The following is a 15,729-nucleotide window of genomic DNA, read 5'->3' on the forward strand; positions in this document are numbered from 1 at the left end:
CACTGACCGCACTAAGAGGCAAAAAATATCCCGCCTCCAGTCCAAATGGACTTATAAGGCGGGATAAGAAATTAGTATTTTTCAGCGTTTATTCTTCATCCATCAGGATTTCAAGAATCTGGCAAGCAGCCTTCGCTACCGGAGTACCCGGACCGAAAATAGCAGCTACACCCGCTTTGTACAAGAAATCATAGTCCTGTGCAGGAATTACACCACCAGCGATTACTACGATATCTTCACGGCCCAGTTTCTTCAGTTCTTCCATGATCTGCGGAATCAACGTCTTATGTCCGGCAGCCAATGAAGAAACACCGACTACATGGACATCATTCTCAACCGCTTCACGGGCAGCTTCCGCCGGAGTCTGGAACAATGGTCCCATGTCTACGTCGAAACCACAGTCCGCATAACCTGTTGCTACTACTTTGGCACCACGGTCGTGACCGTCTTGTCCCATCTTCGCAACCATGATACGAGGTTGACGTCCCTCTTTCTTCGCAAACTTCTCAGCCAGTTCACAAGCACGTTTGAAGTCGCTATCGTTTTTACTTTCTGATGAATACACGCCTGATATAGTTCTAATTATTGCTTTATAACGTCCTACAATCTTTTCGCAAGCATAAGAGATTTCACCCAACGTTGCACGAACACGAGCTGCTTCCACTGCCAATTCCAGCAAGTTACCTTTACCGGTCTTCACACATTCGGTAATCGCTTCCAGCGCTTTGTCTACCTCAGCTTGGTTACGCCCTTCTTTCAAACGCTTCAGATTCTCGATCTGTTCAAGACGCACCGCTGTATTATCAATCTCCAGAATATCAATCGGAGCTTCTTTTTCGAGACGATATTTGTTCACACCGACAATTGTCTGAGAACCGCTGTCGATACGAGCTTGTGTACGGGCAGCAGCTTCTTCGATACGCATCTTAGGAATACCGGTTTCAATCGCTTTCGCCATACCGCCCAGTTTTTCTACTTCCTGAATACGTTCCCAAGCTTTATGAGCCAGTTCATTCGTCAAGGCTTCTACATAGTAAGAACCACCCCACGGGTCAACGTTCTTGCAGATATAAGTTTCTTCCTGAATGTAAATCTGAGTATTACGTGCAATACGTGCAGAGAAATCGGTCGGAAGAGCGATAGCCTCATCCAATGCATTGGTATGCAATGACTGAGTATGTCCCAAAGCGGCAGCCATAGCTTCAATACAAGTACGTCCTACATTATTGAACGGATCTTGCTCTGTCAGTGACCATCCGGAAGTCTGGGAGTGAGTACGCAATGCCAGTGATTTCGGATTCTTCGGATTGAATTGTTTTACAATTTTAGCCCACAACATACGTGCTGCACGCATCTTGGCTATTTCCATGAAGTGATTTGTACCAATCGCCCAGAAGAAAGACAAACGAGGAGCGAAAGCATCGATATCGATACCTGCTGCAGTTCCGGCGCGGAGATACTCCAAACCGTCAGCCAATGTATAAGCCAACTCGATATCTGCCGTAGCACCCGCTTCCTGCATGTGATAACCGGAGATAGAAATTGAATTGAACTTAGGCATCTTCTGTGAAGTATATTCGAAAATATCGGAAATGATCTTCATAGAGAATGCAGGCGGATAGATATAAGTATTACGCACCATGAACTCTTTCAAAATGTCGTTCTGGATAGTACCTGCCATTTCTTCCAACTTGGCACCTTGTTCCAGACCGGCATTGATATAGAATGCCATAATCGGAAGTACCGCACCATTCATAGTCATAGACACTGACATCTTGTTCAAAGGAATACCATCGAACAAGACTTTCATGTTTTCGAGCGAACAGATAGAAACACCGGCTTTACCAACGTCACCCACTACACGTTCGTGATCGGGGTCATAGCCGCGGTGAGTAGCCAAGTCGAATGCTACTGACAAACCTTTCTGCCCGGAAGCCAGGTTACGGCGATAGAAAGCATTGGATTCTTCAGCTGTAGAGAATCCGGCATATTGGCGGATGGTCCAGGGGCGAAGAGTGTACATTACCGAATACGGACCACGCAGATAAGGAGGAAGTCCGGCAGCATAGCCGAGATGTTCCATACCTTCGAGGTCTTCTTTTGTATAAACAGGCTTCACTTCAATGTGTTCCGGTGTATTCCATTCTGCGGAAATTCCGTTAGCCTTTTGCCATTCAGCACCGTTAGCAGGCTGAAATGCAGCATATATATCTAAGTTTTTAAAATCTTTTCTCATCTTACTTCAATAGTTTGGCGTTAAACTCTTTCAAGGTATCCAGTACGTTGACACGAACATGGATGAAGTTCTCGATACCTGCTGCCTTAAGTTCGTCCATACAGGCAGGAGCACCTGCTACAATAAACATAGCACGACCATTCAATGCTTTGAATGCAGGTATTGCATATTCAGCATATTCATCATCACTTGAACAGATGACAACAATGTCGGCTTTAGCAGCCATAGCAGCTTCTACCCCGGCTTCAACTGTTTCGAATCCGAGATTATCGACAACTTCATAACCGGCACAAGCCAGGAAGTTGCAAGAGTATTGTGCACGTGCCTGACGCATTGCCAAATTACCGATAGTCAGCATAAACGCTTTCGGACGCTTACCGGATGCTTCCGTTTCAAGACGCAACGCTTCAAATTCGCTGGCAGCACGGTCGAACACCAATGTATCCACATCTTTCTCGCAAGTATGGTCTTTACCTCCACAGCAACATTTTGCTTCTACCGGTTTCTTGTCACCTGCCTTTTCATTGAAGTTAGGGAACTGGTTGGTACCCAGCAACACTTCACGGCGCTGGGCAACTGCTTTATGACGGGCTTTATTGCTTTCATTCACAGCAGCCTGAACCGTACCGGCTTTCAACGCCGCATAGAAACCACCGGCTTCTTCTACAGCAAGGAAGAGCTCCCATGCTTGCTTAGCAATAGACACTGTCAGATTTTCGATATAATAAGAACCGGCAGCCGGATCAATCACCTTATCGAAATGAGATTCTTCTTTCAACAACAGTTGTTGATTGCGTGCAAGACGTTCTGAAAACTCATCCGGAGTTGAATATGCTTTATCAAACGGAACAACTGTCATAGAGTCTACACCACCTAATGCAGCACTCATCGCTTCTGTCTGTGTACGAAGCAAGTTCACATGAGCATCAAACAAGGTAAGGTTGAAAGTAGAGGTTTCGGCATGAACAGCCATCTTCGCAGCACAACGGCATTCTCCGTTAGCACCTTTATTATCACAATCGCGCAGACATTCCGGGTTGTAAGAAGCTACGATATTAGCCCACAACATACGAGCCGCACGGAATTTCGCAATTTCGAGGAAGTAATTGGAACTGATACCGAAATTGAATTTGATTTTCTTTGCTACTACGGCAGAAGGAATCCCGGCATCCGTCAATTGATTCATGTATTCATTACCCCAAGCCAGCGCATAACCCAGTTCCTGAGAAATGTAAGCTCCTGCGTTGTTCAGTGAGATTGCATTTACATTCAGTACCCGATAGAAAGGAAGTGGTTGGATAGCTTCGATCAGGGCTTTGGCTGTTTGAATCATATCCCCCTTTTCTTTACCACGGGTCAACATCTTGTTAAAGAAGTCATAATTGATAGAGCCTTTCAGCTTTTTCACATCATAATCCTTCTTCTGGAAATAAGCTACCAGCAGATTAGCCAACTCAACAACGTGTCCCTGACAGGTAGAGAAGTTAAGTTCTACACACTCAGCTTGAATATCATTCAACAGTGTTTCAATGTATTCTGCATTGAGTTCTTTTGCTTTTACATGGAAAGAAAGCGAATCAATTCCTTTGTTGAGGATATCCAACGCTTTCGCATTGGCTTCCTTCGGACATTCTACCTTGATTTCCTGACGAACCAGCCACTCATTATTGTTTTTCTTGGTACCTCTCAGATAGGGAAATTCTCCGGGAAGCGCGTCTGTTGTCTTTAAACCTTCCAGATCTTCCATCCGGTAGAAAGGTTTCACTTTGAATCCTTCGTTTGTTTTCCAAACGAGTTTCTTCTCAAAATCAGCACCTTTCAAGTCGGCTGTAACCTTCTCCATCCATTGCTCGGTGGAGACAGGAGAAAAGTCTGAGAAGAGTTTTTCTTTTTTGTCTGCCATAGTTTATCTAAAATTAAAACAAGAATTAATATTGTCTTTATTTTTATGTATCTCTTTCCAAATGTCCGTCGTTAGACCTGCAAATATAACTAATTAGTTAAAACAAAGCTCTTTTTTAGAGAAAATTCGCACTGTACACTTGCACAATGTCGGACATTTGCCCGGGAAAATAAAAGACGGGAAATATTTGATTAGCTCCAATGTTATGAGTAATTTTGCACCCGTTTTTAGAAGAACATTATAAAAACTACTAATATTTATGGATTGGTTACAAAGTTTATTGTGGGACCCCAGTTCCGTGGCACATATCGTGTTCCTCTACGCCTTCGTAGTGGCAGCCGGTGTATATCTCGGTAAAATAAAGATATTCGGAGTATCTCTGGGGGTTACATTTGTTTTGTTTGCCGGCATCCTAATGGGACATTTCGGCTTCACAGCCGATACACACATCCTACATTTCATCCGCGAGTTCGGGTTGATCTTGTTCGTATTCTGTATCGGTCTTCAGGTGGGGCCATCGTTCTTCTCTTCTTTCAAGAAAGGGGGAATGACGCTGAACCTGTTGGCTGTAGGCATCGTAGTGTTAAATATTGCCGTTGCACTGGGACTCTATTACCTTTGGGACGGTCGTGTAGAATTGCCGATGATGGTAGGTATCCTCTACGGAGCTGTGACGAACACTCCGGGACTTGGTGCTGCCAACGAAGCACTGAATCAGCTGAGCTATAACGGACCACAGATTGCACTGGGTTATGCTTGCGCTTACCCGCTTGGTGTGGTAGGTATCATTGGTTCTATCATCGCCATCCGCTACATTTTCCGTGTCAACATGACGAAAGAGGAAGAGAGTCTGAAAGCTCAAAGCGGAGATGCACATCACAAACCTCACATGATGAGCCTCGAAGTACGCAATGAATCTATCAGCGGAAAGACACTAATTGAAATCAAAGAATTTCTGGGACGTAATTTTGTTTGTTCGCGTATTCGTCACGAGGGACATGTAAGTATTCCGAATCATGAAACCATATTCAATGTGGGCGACCAGTTGTTTATCGTCTGCTCGGAAGAAGATGCTCCCGCAATTACCGTATTCATCGGTAAAGAAGTGGAACTGGACTGGGAAAAACAAGACCTTCCGATGGTTTCACGCCGTATCCTGGTTACCAAACCGGAAATTAACGGCAAGACTTTGGGATCTATGCACTTCCGCAGCATGTATGGCGTAAACGTTACCCGTGTCAACCGTTCGGGTATGGACCTGTTCGCTGATCCTAATCTGATATTGCAGGTGGGTGACCGCGTCATGGTAGTAGGCCAACAAGATGCTGTAGACCGTGTAGCAGGTGTACTAGGTAATCAGTTGAAACGTCTGGATACACCGAATATCGTTACTATCTTTGTCGGTATCTTCTTAGGTATCCTTTTGGGTAGTCTCCCGATCGCATTCCCCGGTATGCCGACGCCTCTAAAGCTAGGTTTGGCAGGCGGTCCGTTGGTAGTAGCCATTCTGATCGGACGTTTCGGTCATAAGCTGCATCTGGTGACTTATACCACAATGAGTGCCAACCTGATGCTTCGTGAAATCGGTATTGTACTCTTCCTTGCCAGCGTCGGTATAGATGCCGGTGCCAATTTCGTGCAAACGGTGGTCGAAGGAGACGGATTATTATATGTAGGCTGTGGATTCCTGATTACGGTGATCCCATTGCTTATTATCGGTTCTATCGCCAGATTATATTATAAGGTGAACTACTTCACCCTGATGGGATTGATAGCCGGTAGTAACACTGACCCTCCTGCATTAGCTTATGCCAACCAGACAACATCCGGCGACGCTCCTGCAGTAGGATATTCTACCGTTTATCCGTTGTCCATGTTCCTCCGTATTCTGACGGGACAAATGATCTTACTGGCAATGATGTAAATCGAGCTCAGCTCTTATCAATAATAAAGCCGGCCAAATTCTTCGATGAATTCAGCCGGCTTTCTTTTTATCTCTTCTTTTTTACTTTTGTATTTCTTTCCAATCAAAATCTAAGTTGCAGTTTTTTCGCCACAAACTCTTCTATAAACCGCACAGTTTCTTCAATTCCCAATGAAGAAGAATCAATGCACAAATGATAAGTGGCAGCTGCTCCCCATGTCTTATAACTATAATAATTATAATATTCAGAACGTCTTTTATCCGCTTTCTCTATCATTTCTTCCGCTGCTTCTTCGTCAATATGATGCATCTGACACAACCGTGCGATACGGTCATCTTTCGAAGCTGAAATAAAGACATTTGCACAACGGGGATGCTCCCGCAAAATATAGTCGGCACATCGTCCGACAAACACACAGGATTTCTCCGCTGCCAGACGACGGATTACATCGCTCTGTACCTTGAATAAGGCATCGTTGCTCAGACAGTTGGTACAAGGCATCGCCCCTTCACTGATAAAAGGAAAACGCATACCGAACAGCCCGCCAATAATACCTTGCGAAGCTTTCTCATCTGCCTTTTCAAAGAACTCTTTGCATAATCCGCTCTCTTCAGAAGCCAGATTGATCAGTTCTTTATCATAAAAGTCGATACCCAAACGGGCTGCCAACTTTTCTCCTATTTCTTTTCCGCCACTACCTAACTGGCGACCGATATTGATAACATAATTACCGCTCATAGTACATTTTGTTTTATGGTTCTGTAGCAAACATACGACTTTTTTCTAATATATCATAAAGCAACGGCATATTAATATGCTTTCTCACATGTTCTGCCAATTTATCATACTGCTCTTCCTTAAACGCCGTATAGTCAAATGTCTGTTGCCCAAGTTTACCGATATAGGGAGCAAGCAGAAAATCAATAAATGGCTGATTATCCAATATTCCATGAATGTAAGTCCCCAAACATTTCTTCTGTTTATCCTGATAACCCTCCTCGCGTCCATCTGCCAATTGATTGAATGGTGATGGTGGAGAACCTTCAGCAGGCACAGTCCTCCCCATATGTATTTCATAGCCTTTGCAAAGAGCTTCTGTCCCGTCAAAAGTAAATTCCACCTGCCGGGTTACTTTATCTCCCTGCATAGTGGTAATCACAGGAAGCAGCCCCAGTCCCGGCAGCATTCTGACATTTCCTTCCACTCCTTCCGGATCACGCACTTCCAATCCCATCATCTGATAGCCTCCGCAAATCCCCATAACCGTCGCTCCTTCCTGCGACGCTTTCAAGATAGCCTGTGCCACGCCATTCCGACGTAATTCATAAAGGTCATCCAATGTATTTTTACTTCCGGGCAATAAGATGATATCCGCTTTCGTGATGTCATCTACATTATTAGTATAATACAAATGTACCCGTTCGTCCCGTTCCAGCACATTGAAATCTGTAAAGTTGGACAGATGTCTTAACAAGATGACGGCAACATTAATTTTACCGGCTGCCGCTTCCCTATTCTTACTCTCAAGCATGACGGAATCTTCTTCTTCGATATAGATTCCTCTGTAGTAAGGGACTACTCCTAACACAGGAACCTTACAAAGGTCTTCTATCATCCGGATACCTTCTTCAAATAAGCGGATATCTCCTCTGAATTTATTAATGATAATCCCTTTAATCAGTGAACGTTCTTCGGGAGTCTGCAACAGGATAGAACCATAAACACTGGCAAAAACACCTCCACGATCAATGTCGGCTACCAAAAAGACGTCTGCCCCTGCATGCATCGCCATTGGCATATTGACCAGATCACAATCCCGAAGATTGATTTCTGAAATACTTCCGGCACCCTCCATGACAATGGGATTGTATTGGTTCGCCAATCGGTCATACGCGTCATTCACCACTTTACGCAGTTCCTTGCGTCCCTCCTTCTGGAAAAACTCATATGCGCTCCGGTCACCAACCGGTTTACCGCACAGCACAACCTGGGCTGTCTGTTCCGTACTGGGTTTCAATAACAGCGGATTCATATCTACATGACACGACAGTCCGGCTGCTTCCGCCTGTACGGCTTGCGCCCGCCCTATTTCCAGTCCTTCCGGAGTAACGTAGGAATTCAATGCCATATTCTGCGCCTTGAACGGTGCAGGAGTATAACCGTCTTGTTTCAGAATGCGGCAAAAAGCCGCAGCCAATACACTTTTACCTACATCGCTCCCTGTTCCGGCAAGCATAAAAGAGTTGAGTTTCTTCTTTTCCATCTCTACATATCTAAAAATAAATCTCTATCGTTTTGAGGATATTACAAAGATACCACAAAACAATAGAGATTTTAATTCCAGTATAATCTTTTAATATTTTGTATCTAATAAGAAAACAGCATTATCAAATACACTTACTTCTTTCCCCATTTAGGCGTGATGCCAATAAAGAATTCAAAGTTAATTCCCGGCATCGGACGAGACAATACCGAGAGATATTCTTCGTTAAACAAGTTATTGACTGTTCCTTTCAATGACAAATCCGCCCAACGGAGTGAAAATCCTTTCTCAAGAGTCACATTGCTCATCAGGTAATGAGGGAGATGCCCCGTCAATGTTTTTTTATTACTTGTCATGGTATAGCGTTCACTATAATAGCACCACTTATACAACAAGCTCCAACTACGATAAGACAGTCTGCCTGACAACGTAGCCGAATATTCCGGTACATACGGCAGCTGCTTTCCCAATGACTGATCAGCCGAACTCATCGGTTCACCTTCATTAATCGAAGGGGTCCAGGCAAAAGTAGAATGTACTCCCAATTTCCAGTTCTTAGCCAACCGTAATGCGAGATCCGCCTCCGTTTCTATACCATAAGCGTGCACTTCTTTGATATTAAGAGGAGAATAATACCCTTTAAAATTGGGTAACCAAATAATCCAGTCATTGACATGTTGATCAAACCACGAAGCTGAACCGGACAAGGTGTAAACATTATCCTTACCCACAGCAAATGACAATCCGGCTTCATAAGTAAACCCGCTCTCACGCTTTAAATCCGTATTCCCTCCCGGCAGGAAATAAAGGTCGTTTAACGTAGGAAAACGATAATTGCGTGTTATGGAGGCTTTAGCTGTTATATTCCCTTTTTTCGACAGAACATAATCGACGAAAAAAGCAGGAATAATCGGCGACCAATTATCACCGTACATTTCTTCCCTCAATACCACTGACATCCCCAAGCGTTCTATCGGACGCCATTTTGCCGATACAGTACCGGAAAGTTCTACACGTGCCTTATCATAACCGACCACCGCCCGATTGCCAACCAGGGTAATGATATTTTTATCCGAACTTTTCACAAAATGCTGATGTGCCGACAGCCCGGCGGTAAAAAGTAACTTTTCCGTTAAAAAATACTCGCCATCCACTTGCCCGTAAAGAGTATTGATTTTACTTCTCGAACGGGTCATGGAAGCCATATCTCCATTCCCTTTATCATTTTTATAATCATACGCCATCCATGTATAGATATAACCGGCTTTCGTCCCCAACTTCCAGTTTTCGCGTGTATGATCCCACGACAGAACACTGCGCAATGTATGCTCCCGCTGACGATTCTCAAAACGAGTTCCGTCACTCTGGTCGCTCGTCAACCGTCCCAATTCCCGGTTAGAGTTAATATACCATGCATTCAGTCCGAAACGGTCACCCTTACCTGTGTTGTAGTACGCCTCTTGCAAAAGATGTAAGTCCTTAAATGACGCATTATTATTACGTTCGACCGGATAATATTGTGAAATAATCGTATAATTATCATCATAGATATTCTCTTTCTTATCGCGGTTGCGGAACTTAAAATCATTAGGTGAAGACTGATAGACCGCACGGGTCGATACCTGCCAATGCTTGTCTCCATACGTCAGACGTAGAAACTCGTCAAACGTCCGATAGGAACCAACTCCCTGAACATATTGCATACCAAATCCTTGTTGATCGGCAGGTATAGTAGAAAGTTGTACCAAACCACCTAAACCACCGCCCACCATATTGACAGATGAAGTGCCATGCAACAGAGAAGCATCGTCTATGAAGTAAGATGGAATTGTAGAAAAGTCGGTCATACCCAGCATCGGGCTATTTATTCTCATTCCATTCCATGTCACCTGCGTATGTGAAGCCGATGTTCCACGAAAAGAAACAGTCGAGAGCGTAGCGCGTCCGTAATTCTTCACAAAGATAGAAGAGTTGAATGTGAGCACATCAGCCATCGACAAAGCTATATTTTCTTTCAGGACAAGTGAGTCAAACACTGTTTTCTGCACGCCGATATCTTTCATTGGGCGCTTGGCCTTGATTTCAACTTCACGAAGCCGTATTCCTCTTTCCGCCCAATTTTGCTTATTTTCCGTTTGCTGTGACCGGAGAACAGTAGGCATGCCCCACATGACAGCTATAGTAAAAATGATCCATTTCGTCTTTTTTCCCATATATTTCCCTTTTGGTTATTTCCAACAAAATGCTCCGGGAATAATCCCTACATAGAATTGGTCTATTAATTTTCCTTCCTTCGTATAACGATATACAATGCCGTCTTGCTGATAATCAATGGCATCTGCCACATATACGTCACCATTTTTCGGATCGACCGTCAACCCATAATATATCGTATTACTATACTTAAGAAATGGACGCACGGGGACACGGTCAGCATCGACAGACATCTGCCATATATCTTTATTGATCCAATAAAGCATATCACCTTCCCGGTTCAGTTGCACTTCGGAAGGCCAGTCGCCAAGTTTAAATTTAAACTGTTTCTCAACCTGGAACGTCTCGGCATCGATCCGATAAAGCGACGGAGCTTCATAGCCATACGGGCTGCCTTCATAGCCCCCATCGGTTATTGTCCACATCTTATTATTTTTGTCCAGTACCAATGATGTAGGTTGTATCCCCACAGTCAGTTGATCCACCACCTTATCCGTTTCTGTATCTATCTTCAGGATACGGTTCTGATACGACCAGCAATTCACAAACACGTACTTACCATATTGCACCATTTGCTCCGTCGATCCGGACTCTGTAGTCATGTCGGGACAATCAATATATCCGGTAATCTGATAAGTCTTGGGATTGACTATAAAAATGCGGTTATCCCATATCTGCGTGACATAGGCTTTCTCGTCCGAGAGGAAATGGATATAACGTGGAGAAGTCAGCCCCGTTATACGTCCTACCTCTTTAAATGTATTAATATTGATAGCGTAAATGACGTGAGAATTATTGACCACCACCCAGCCAACGCCGTTGCGGATTGTCATCGATTGGGCTACATCACCCAGCTTCATGGCATTAGCCCGGTAGAAAATCTCATTCTCCACAGTTTTCGTTTCCGGGTCATAATAGGATAAAGTAGCATTCCCATACTGGAAATTACCTTCGTTTGTAATAAAAAGCCCTTCCCCTGTTGCGGAGAAGTCTTCCATTTTACCGTAATCCCATTCCATGCAACCGGTAAAGGCTATCAAAACAAGAAAAACGAGCAATTTTGAAATTCGATTCATTGTTACCTCCTATAATATATAAATTCATTTGTTACTACAATCGCGCTACGGACTTGATGAGGATACCATTAAACGCAAGAAAGAGTGTCCGTTTATAATCGGGCACTCCATTCTCTTTTCGATCAGCGACTATTATGGTTCTTCATACTTCCCCGCTTTCATATCTGCATAAGTAGGGTTATAGCCACATGTAGACACGCTCCATTGCGAAGTCTCCGTAAGAATATTTTTGGTAAATAACGGCGCAAACGTACTAAAATTCTTTAAGGCATTCTGATTTACTATTTTGATGCTTTCGACGCTTTCCAATGATGGGAATTCAAGTGTGGTGAGCGCCTCATTTCGATACGCATCTGTAATTCGCGTCGGTGATATTGTCAGTCCACCCTCAATCGCCCTCAACTTAGGAAACGAAAATTTTTCTATCTTAAAATCAGTTTTCGCACCAGTATTAATAGTCAAGCTACCATTGATAATAGTCAGTTCCGGATAGTTAAATTCTTCCTCATCACTAATCTGCCATGTCGACACCTTATTTTCTTCTGAAGTGAAGGCTTCCCCGATAGATTGCAACTTAGGCATTTCTACACCACATCTTAAAGACGTGACCTTCATATTCAGAGACTTGCCAACCTTCATAAGACTACCAAAAGAACACTTGGCAGCCGCCTTAGGTATTTGCTGAATAGCAAGACTCCCCCCGACTTCTGTCAAATTTGGGATATCAATGTCTTTAACTGGAGCAGCTGTCACCCCACTAATTGCAATAATCGCATCTCCTTTTATGATTTTCATCGGCAATGTGAATGCTGTGACATAATTAAAATTCCCCGATTCGAAATTACCATTGATTACAGAAAAGCCCTCAAAAGTAAAAGAAGTAATTCGCGAGGTATTATCCGGTCTAATATAAATGCTACCATTGAATGTATCGTCCGCTTTCACAGTGGCTAATTTTTCACATGTGAGCCGAAGTTCTCCTCCATTAAAGTCAATTCCTCTTAGATCAAGTTCCGTAATCCCGACACCCCCTAAGCTTAATCCTTTTACATTTTTCAGATGAGAAAGGCAAGAAAAATCGGAGACGTTCTTCACCCCCGTCAAAGTAAACACTCCATTGACTGTCTCTAAAGCAGCAAAGCCTGTCAGATCTTTTATTGTTCCACTGTTTAAATATAAATCTCCATCGACTTCTGTCATTTTTGAAAAATCAATGTTGTTAACGTTGCTGCAATTTCGGATATAGATTTCCCCGCTCTTTAGCATTTCAGGAGCCTGAATATCCGACAAAGCCGAGCATTGAGTAAATGTGAAACCACCGGAACGAACCAATTCCGGAAATACAAGCCCCGGCATCTGAGAACATTGATCAAGAGTTGTCATTCCATCGATTTCCTCCAACACAGGATAATAAATAGATGTCATGCTTTTCTGGTACTGTATTGTCATGTTTCCACCCACTTTTTTGAGCTGGGGGAAAACGATTGATTCGATATCGGAACTTTCCGTAGCAGTAGTCGAACCGATTAGCGTAAGATCATCACCTATGAAGGAGAGCATATTGACATTGACAGAGGTAAGGTTATCTGTCGTGATATTAAATGTTTCTCCGACTGATGCCAATAATGGCAGATTGATATTTTTAACCAGGGCATTACGCAAAATCAAGTCACCGGTAATTTCCTCCAATGCCGGTAATGCAATATCCTCAAGCGTTTCATTGTCCGACATTTTATAAAGAGTACCGAGCTTTATACTGCCTGCATGTTTGAGCGAGGCTAATCCTTCCAAATTTTGTCCCTTATAAGATGATTTGATAATGATAGAGTTGGTTACACTCTCCAGGTTGGAGAGCCCATCAAGATTTTCAATACCGTCACCGTTATCCGTACCAATTGTCAGGTTACCGTCGATGCTATTGATCTGTGTGGCTTTGAATTTATCAACGTCAGCCTGTGTCTCTAACACGACATTTCCGCTCTTGGAAATATCGCTATACTCATAGGTATAATGATAAACACGGCTTTCTTTGTTATCCGCCGTAGCTATAAACTGCCATTCTTCGTCCCATGCGGTGATTTCTGCCGGATCGGGGTTGATTCGGGCATTCTCACTCAACGTATACGATGCTTTCGCATTTTCGAGAGATACATTATAAGGTATGCTTACCTTGATTTTACCTTCGGTAATAGAAGCATCGTATGTCACCCCGTCTACTGTAAGTGAAAATGCGACGATATAATTATCTTTGCCGACAAAAGAGACGCCGTCATCGTCGTTACAAGCGATAAATGCCGTAGCAAAAACCGCCATCATCAATATCTTGAATAATTGTTTCATTTCTATTTCTTATTATTTTCATCTGTAAATCCGTAAACTTCTGTTGAGTTCTCACCCAGCCATCCCGCTTTAGCATTGACGCCGGTCTGCACTTTGATGAAATCAATATGCGTAAGATTCGCCGATGATCCATCCAAATTTACAGCATCCGATATCTTGAAATAATTACTGATAGACGAGGCATTGGGATTGTCTTTCGAAGGCATATCATCGCCTACATTGTCAGCATATCCCCATTCGAACGACCGATTTTCCCAGAATCCCGGTCGAGACTCTACGGTTTTAGATTTTAACCGCGTTCCATACAATGTATAAGAATCTTCCTTAATCCAGAGCGGATAATAGTAAGCCTGAGGATGATATCCCCCGAGGTAATCTACCTCTCCTACATTTCCCTGGTTATCAGCCCACTGAGTTGCCATTTTTGCACCACCGGGACGATAATAAGTCACTGCATAATCCTGAATAGTACCGTTCTTTCCATATTCAGAACCTTTCAGTTCGTACCATTCGTCATCAGGCAGTTGGTTTCCGTTTACATCCTGCATCACCCATACGATACCCGGCTCGGACGATCCTTCAAATGCGTTGCCTATGATAGAAAAGTCATAGCCGCCCTTATTTTCGATGCTATGGTCGAAACCTACGACAATATAACCTCCCCAGCCACCGAGTGAAACATAGGAAGTGGTTGCCAGTCTATTTTCCGCATAGGCGATAGCTGCCTCCTGTGTAGATTCCGTCCCGGTATATCCGGCTGTATTCGTCTCATTCACGAATTGTCCGGGTGCCGGTATAAATTCATATACCTTATTACTATTCAACGAACAACCTTCCGTGTAAGGACGCTTTTCGGATGCATCAATGCATGCAACCGGAATATCCAACGATATTTTATCCGTACCTGTCACGCTAATGTTGCGTGTGATCCGTTTCTGAGCAGCACTGTTTCCGTAAGAAAGAGCAAAGGTCAGCGTATGTTCTCCCTTCGCTTCGGGTGTATATGCATACATCAGTGAATTGGCTCCACTGATAGGTTCTCCATCCAGACTCCATTGATAATTGGCGACAGACGATATGTTAACATACGGTCGGAGATAAAGAGTACGCCCCAAAGCAACTGTTTTTACGAGGTTTTCTGTATAAAATGACGGAGCAACAATGGTTGCATCAGCCGATAATTTGTCTACTACATTGACCACTACTTCTTTCGAAGTATCGCCATCTTCATTTTTCGCATAAAGTACTAGTTTATAGGAGCCTAACTCCTGCTCGTTGAAAGTATATTCGGCAGTTGTACCTACTTCTTTCCCGTTCAGAGTCCACCGGAATATCGCTCCTTCCGCATTCTGAATGTCCGGTGTTATTTTGTGTTCGCGGCCGGCAAGCACATTCAGCCCACCGGTCGGAACAACTAATGAGATAACCGGCGGAGCGAGTTCATTCACTTCCATACGGATTTCTTCTTCGGAACTACCTTTGGGGGTATCCACCCGGATAGTCACATAATATGAACCAGATTGATTGAAAGTATAAGTCAATGAAGGGCTATCCGAAATAATCCGACCGTTATACTTCCATGAATAAACCGCAAAGTCAACATTTGAATAAGTAGGATTTACCTTGACTTCTTTTCCCACCTTAACAACGTAAACACCCGTTTCGCTGTCGAGCTCAATAAGAGGATTTTCATTTTCCTGCGTTATAACATCGTCTTTATTACAAGAAATGACAAGCGCTAATAATAGAGGGAGCAATAAATACTTTCTCAC

The 15,729-nt window shown here is 43.5% G+C and carries 9 protein-coding genes; 1 reads left to right on the forward strand and 8 read right to left on the reverse strand.

Going from position 1 to position 15,729, the window contains the following annotated elements:
* Positions 1–88 precede the first annotated feature (88 nt).
* The gene (scpA, locus tag K6V30_RS24905) at positions 89–2,236 is read right to left on the reverse strand and encodes a methylmalonyl-CoA mutase (RefSeq protein WP_010539318.1); all 2,148 of its coding nucleotides are present in this window, start codon (positions 2,234–2,236) and stop codon (positions 89–91) included.
* Position 2,237: 1 nt separating this feature from the next.
* Positions 2,238–4,139: a methylmalonyl-CoA mutase small subunit gene (gene mutA / locus K6V30_RS24910; protein ID WP_010539319.1), complete on the reverse strand. Its 1,902-nt coding sequence runs from the start codon at positions 4,137–4,139 to the stop codon at positions 2,238–2,240.
* Between the two features lie 259 nt (positions 4,140–4,398).
* On the opposite strand from mutA, the gene K6V30_RS24915 reads away from it, so the two are divergent.
* Positions 4,399–6,063 carry a putative transporter gene (locus K6V30_RS24915; protein WP_010539320.1) on the forward strand — a complete coding sequence of 555 codons (1,665 nt, stop codon included), beginning with the start codon at positions 4,399–4,401 and terminating at the stop codon, positions 6,061–6,063.
* A 103-nt stretch (positions 6,064–6,166) separates the two neighbouring features.
* Here the strand turns inward: K6V30_RS24915 and K6V30_RS24920 are convergent, their stop codons facing one another.
* The 6 genes from K6V30_RS24920 to K6V30_RS24945 all read right to left on the reverse strand — a co-directional run bounded on the left by K6V30_RS24920 (position 6,167) and on the right by K6V30_RS24945 (position 15,729).
* The gene (locus K6V30_RS24920) at positions 6,167–6,802 is read right to left on the reverse strand and encodes a cytidylate kinase-like family protein (RefSeq protein ID WP_055271582.1); all 636 of its coding nucleotides are present in this window, start codon (positions 6,800–6,802) and stop codon (positions 6,167–6,169) included.
* Between the two features lie 13 nt (positions 6,803–6,815).
* On the reverse strand, positions 6,816–8,327 hold the full coding sequence (locus K6V30_RS24925; protein ID WP_055271580.1) for a cobyric acid synthase: 1,512 nt from the start codon (positions 8,325–8,327) through the stop codon (positions 6,816–6,818).
* A gap of 134 nt (positions 8,328–8,461) precedes the next feature.
* Complete coding sequence (locus K6V30_RS24930; protein WP_168166728.1) at positions 8,462–10,498, reverse strand: TonB-dependent receptor plug domain-containing protein; 2,037 nt, start codon at positions 10,496–10,498, stop codon at positions 8,462–8,464.
* A 57-nt stretch (positions 10,499–10,555) separates the two neighbouring features.
* Positions 10,556–11,617, reverse strand: coding sequence for a DUF5074 domain-containing protein (locus K6V30_RS24935; RefSeq protein ID WP_022301994.1), 1,062 nt, complete (start codon positions 11,615–11,617; stop codon positions 10,556–10,558).
* 132 nt (positions 11,618–11,749) lie between these two features.
* Complete coding sequence (locus K6V30_RS24940; RefSeq protein ID WP_055271576.1) at positions 11,750–13,957, reverse strand: DUF4971 domain-containing protein; 2,208 nt, start codon at positions 13,955–13,957, stop codon at positions 11,750–11,752.
* Between the two features lie 2 nt (positions 13,958–13,959).
* Positions 13,960–15,729: a PKD-like domain-containing protein gene (locus K6V30_RS24945; RefSeq protein ID WP_022301996.1), complete on the reverse strand. Its 1,770-nt coding sequence runs from the start codon at positions 15,727–15,729 to the stop codon at positions 13,960–13,962.

It is taken from the genome of Bacteroides faecis, assembly GCF_020091505.1.
Classification (GTDB): Bacteria; Bacteroidota; Bacteroidia; order Bacteroidales; family Bacteroidaceae; genus Bacteroides; species Bacteroides faecis.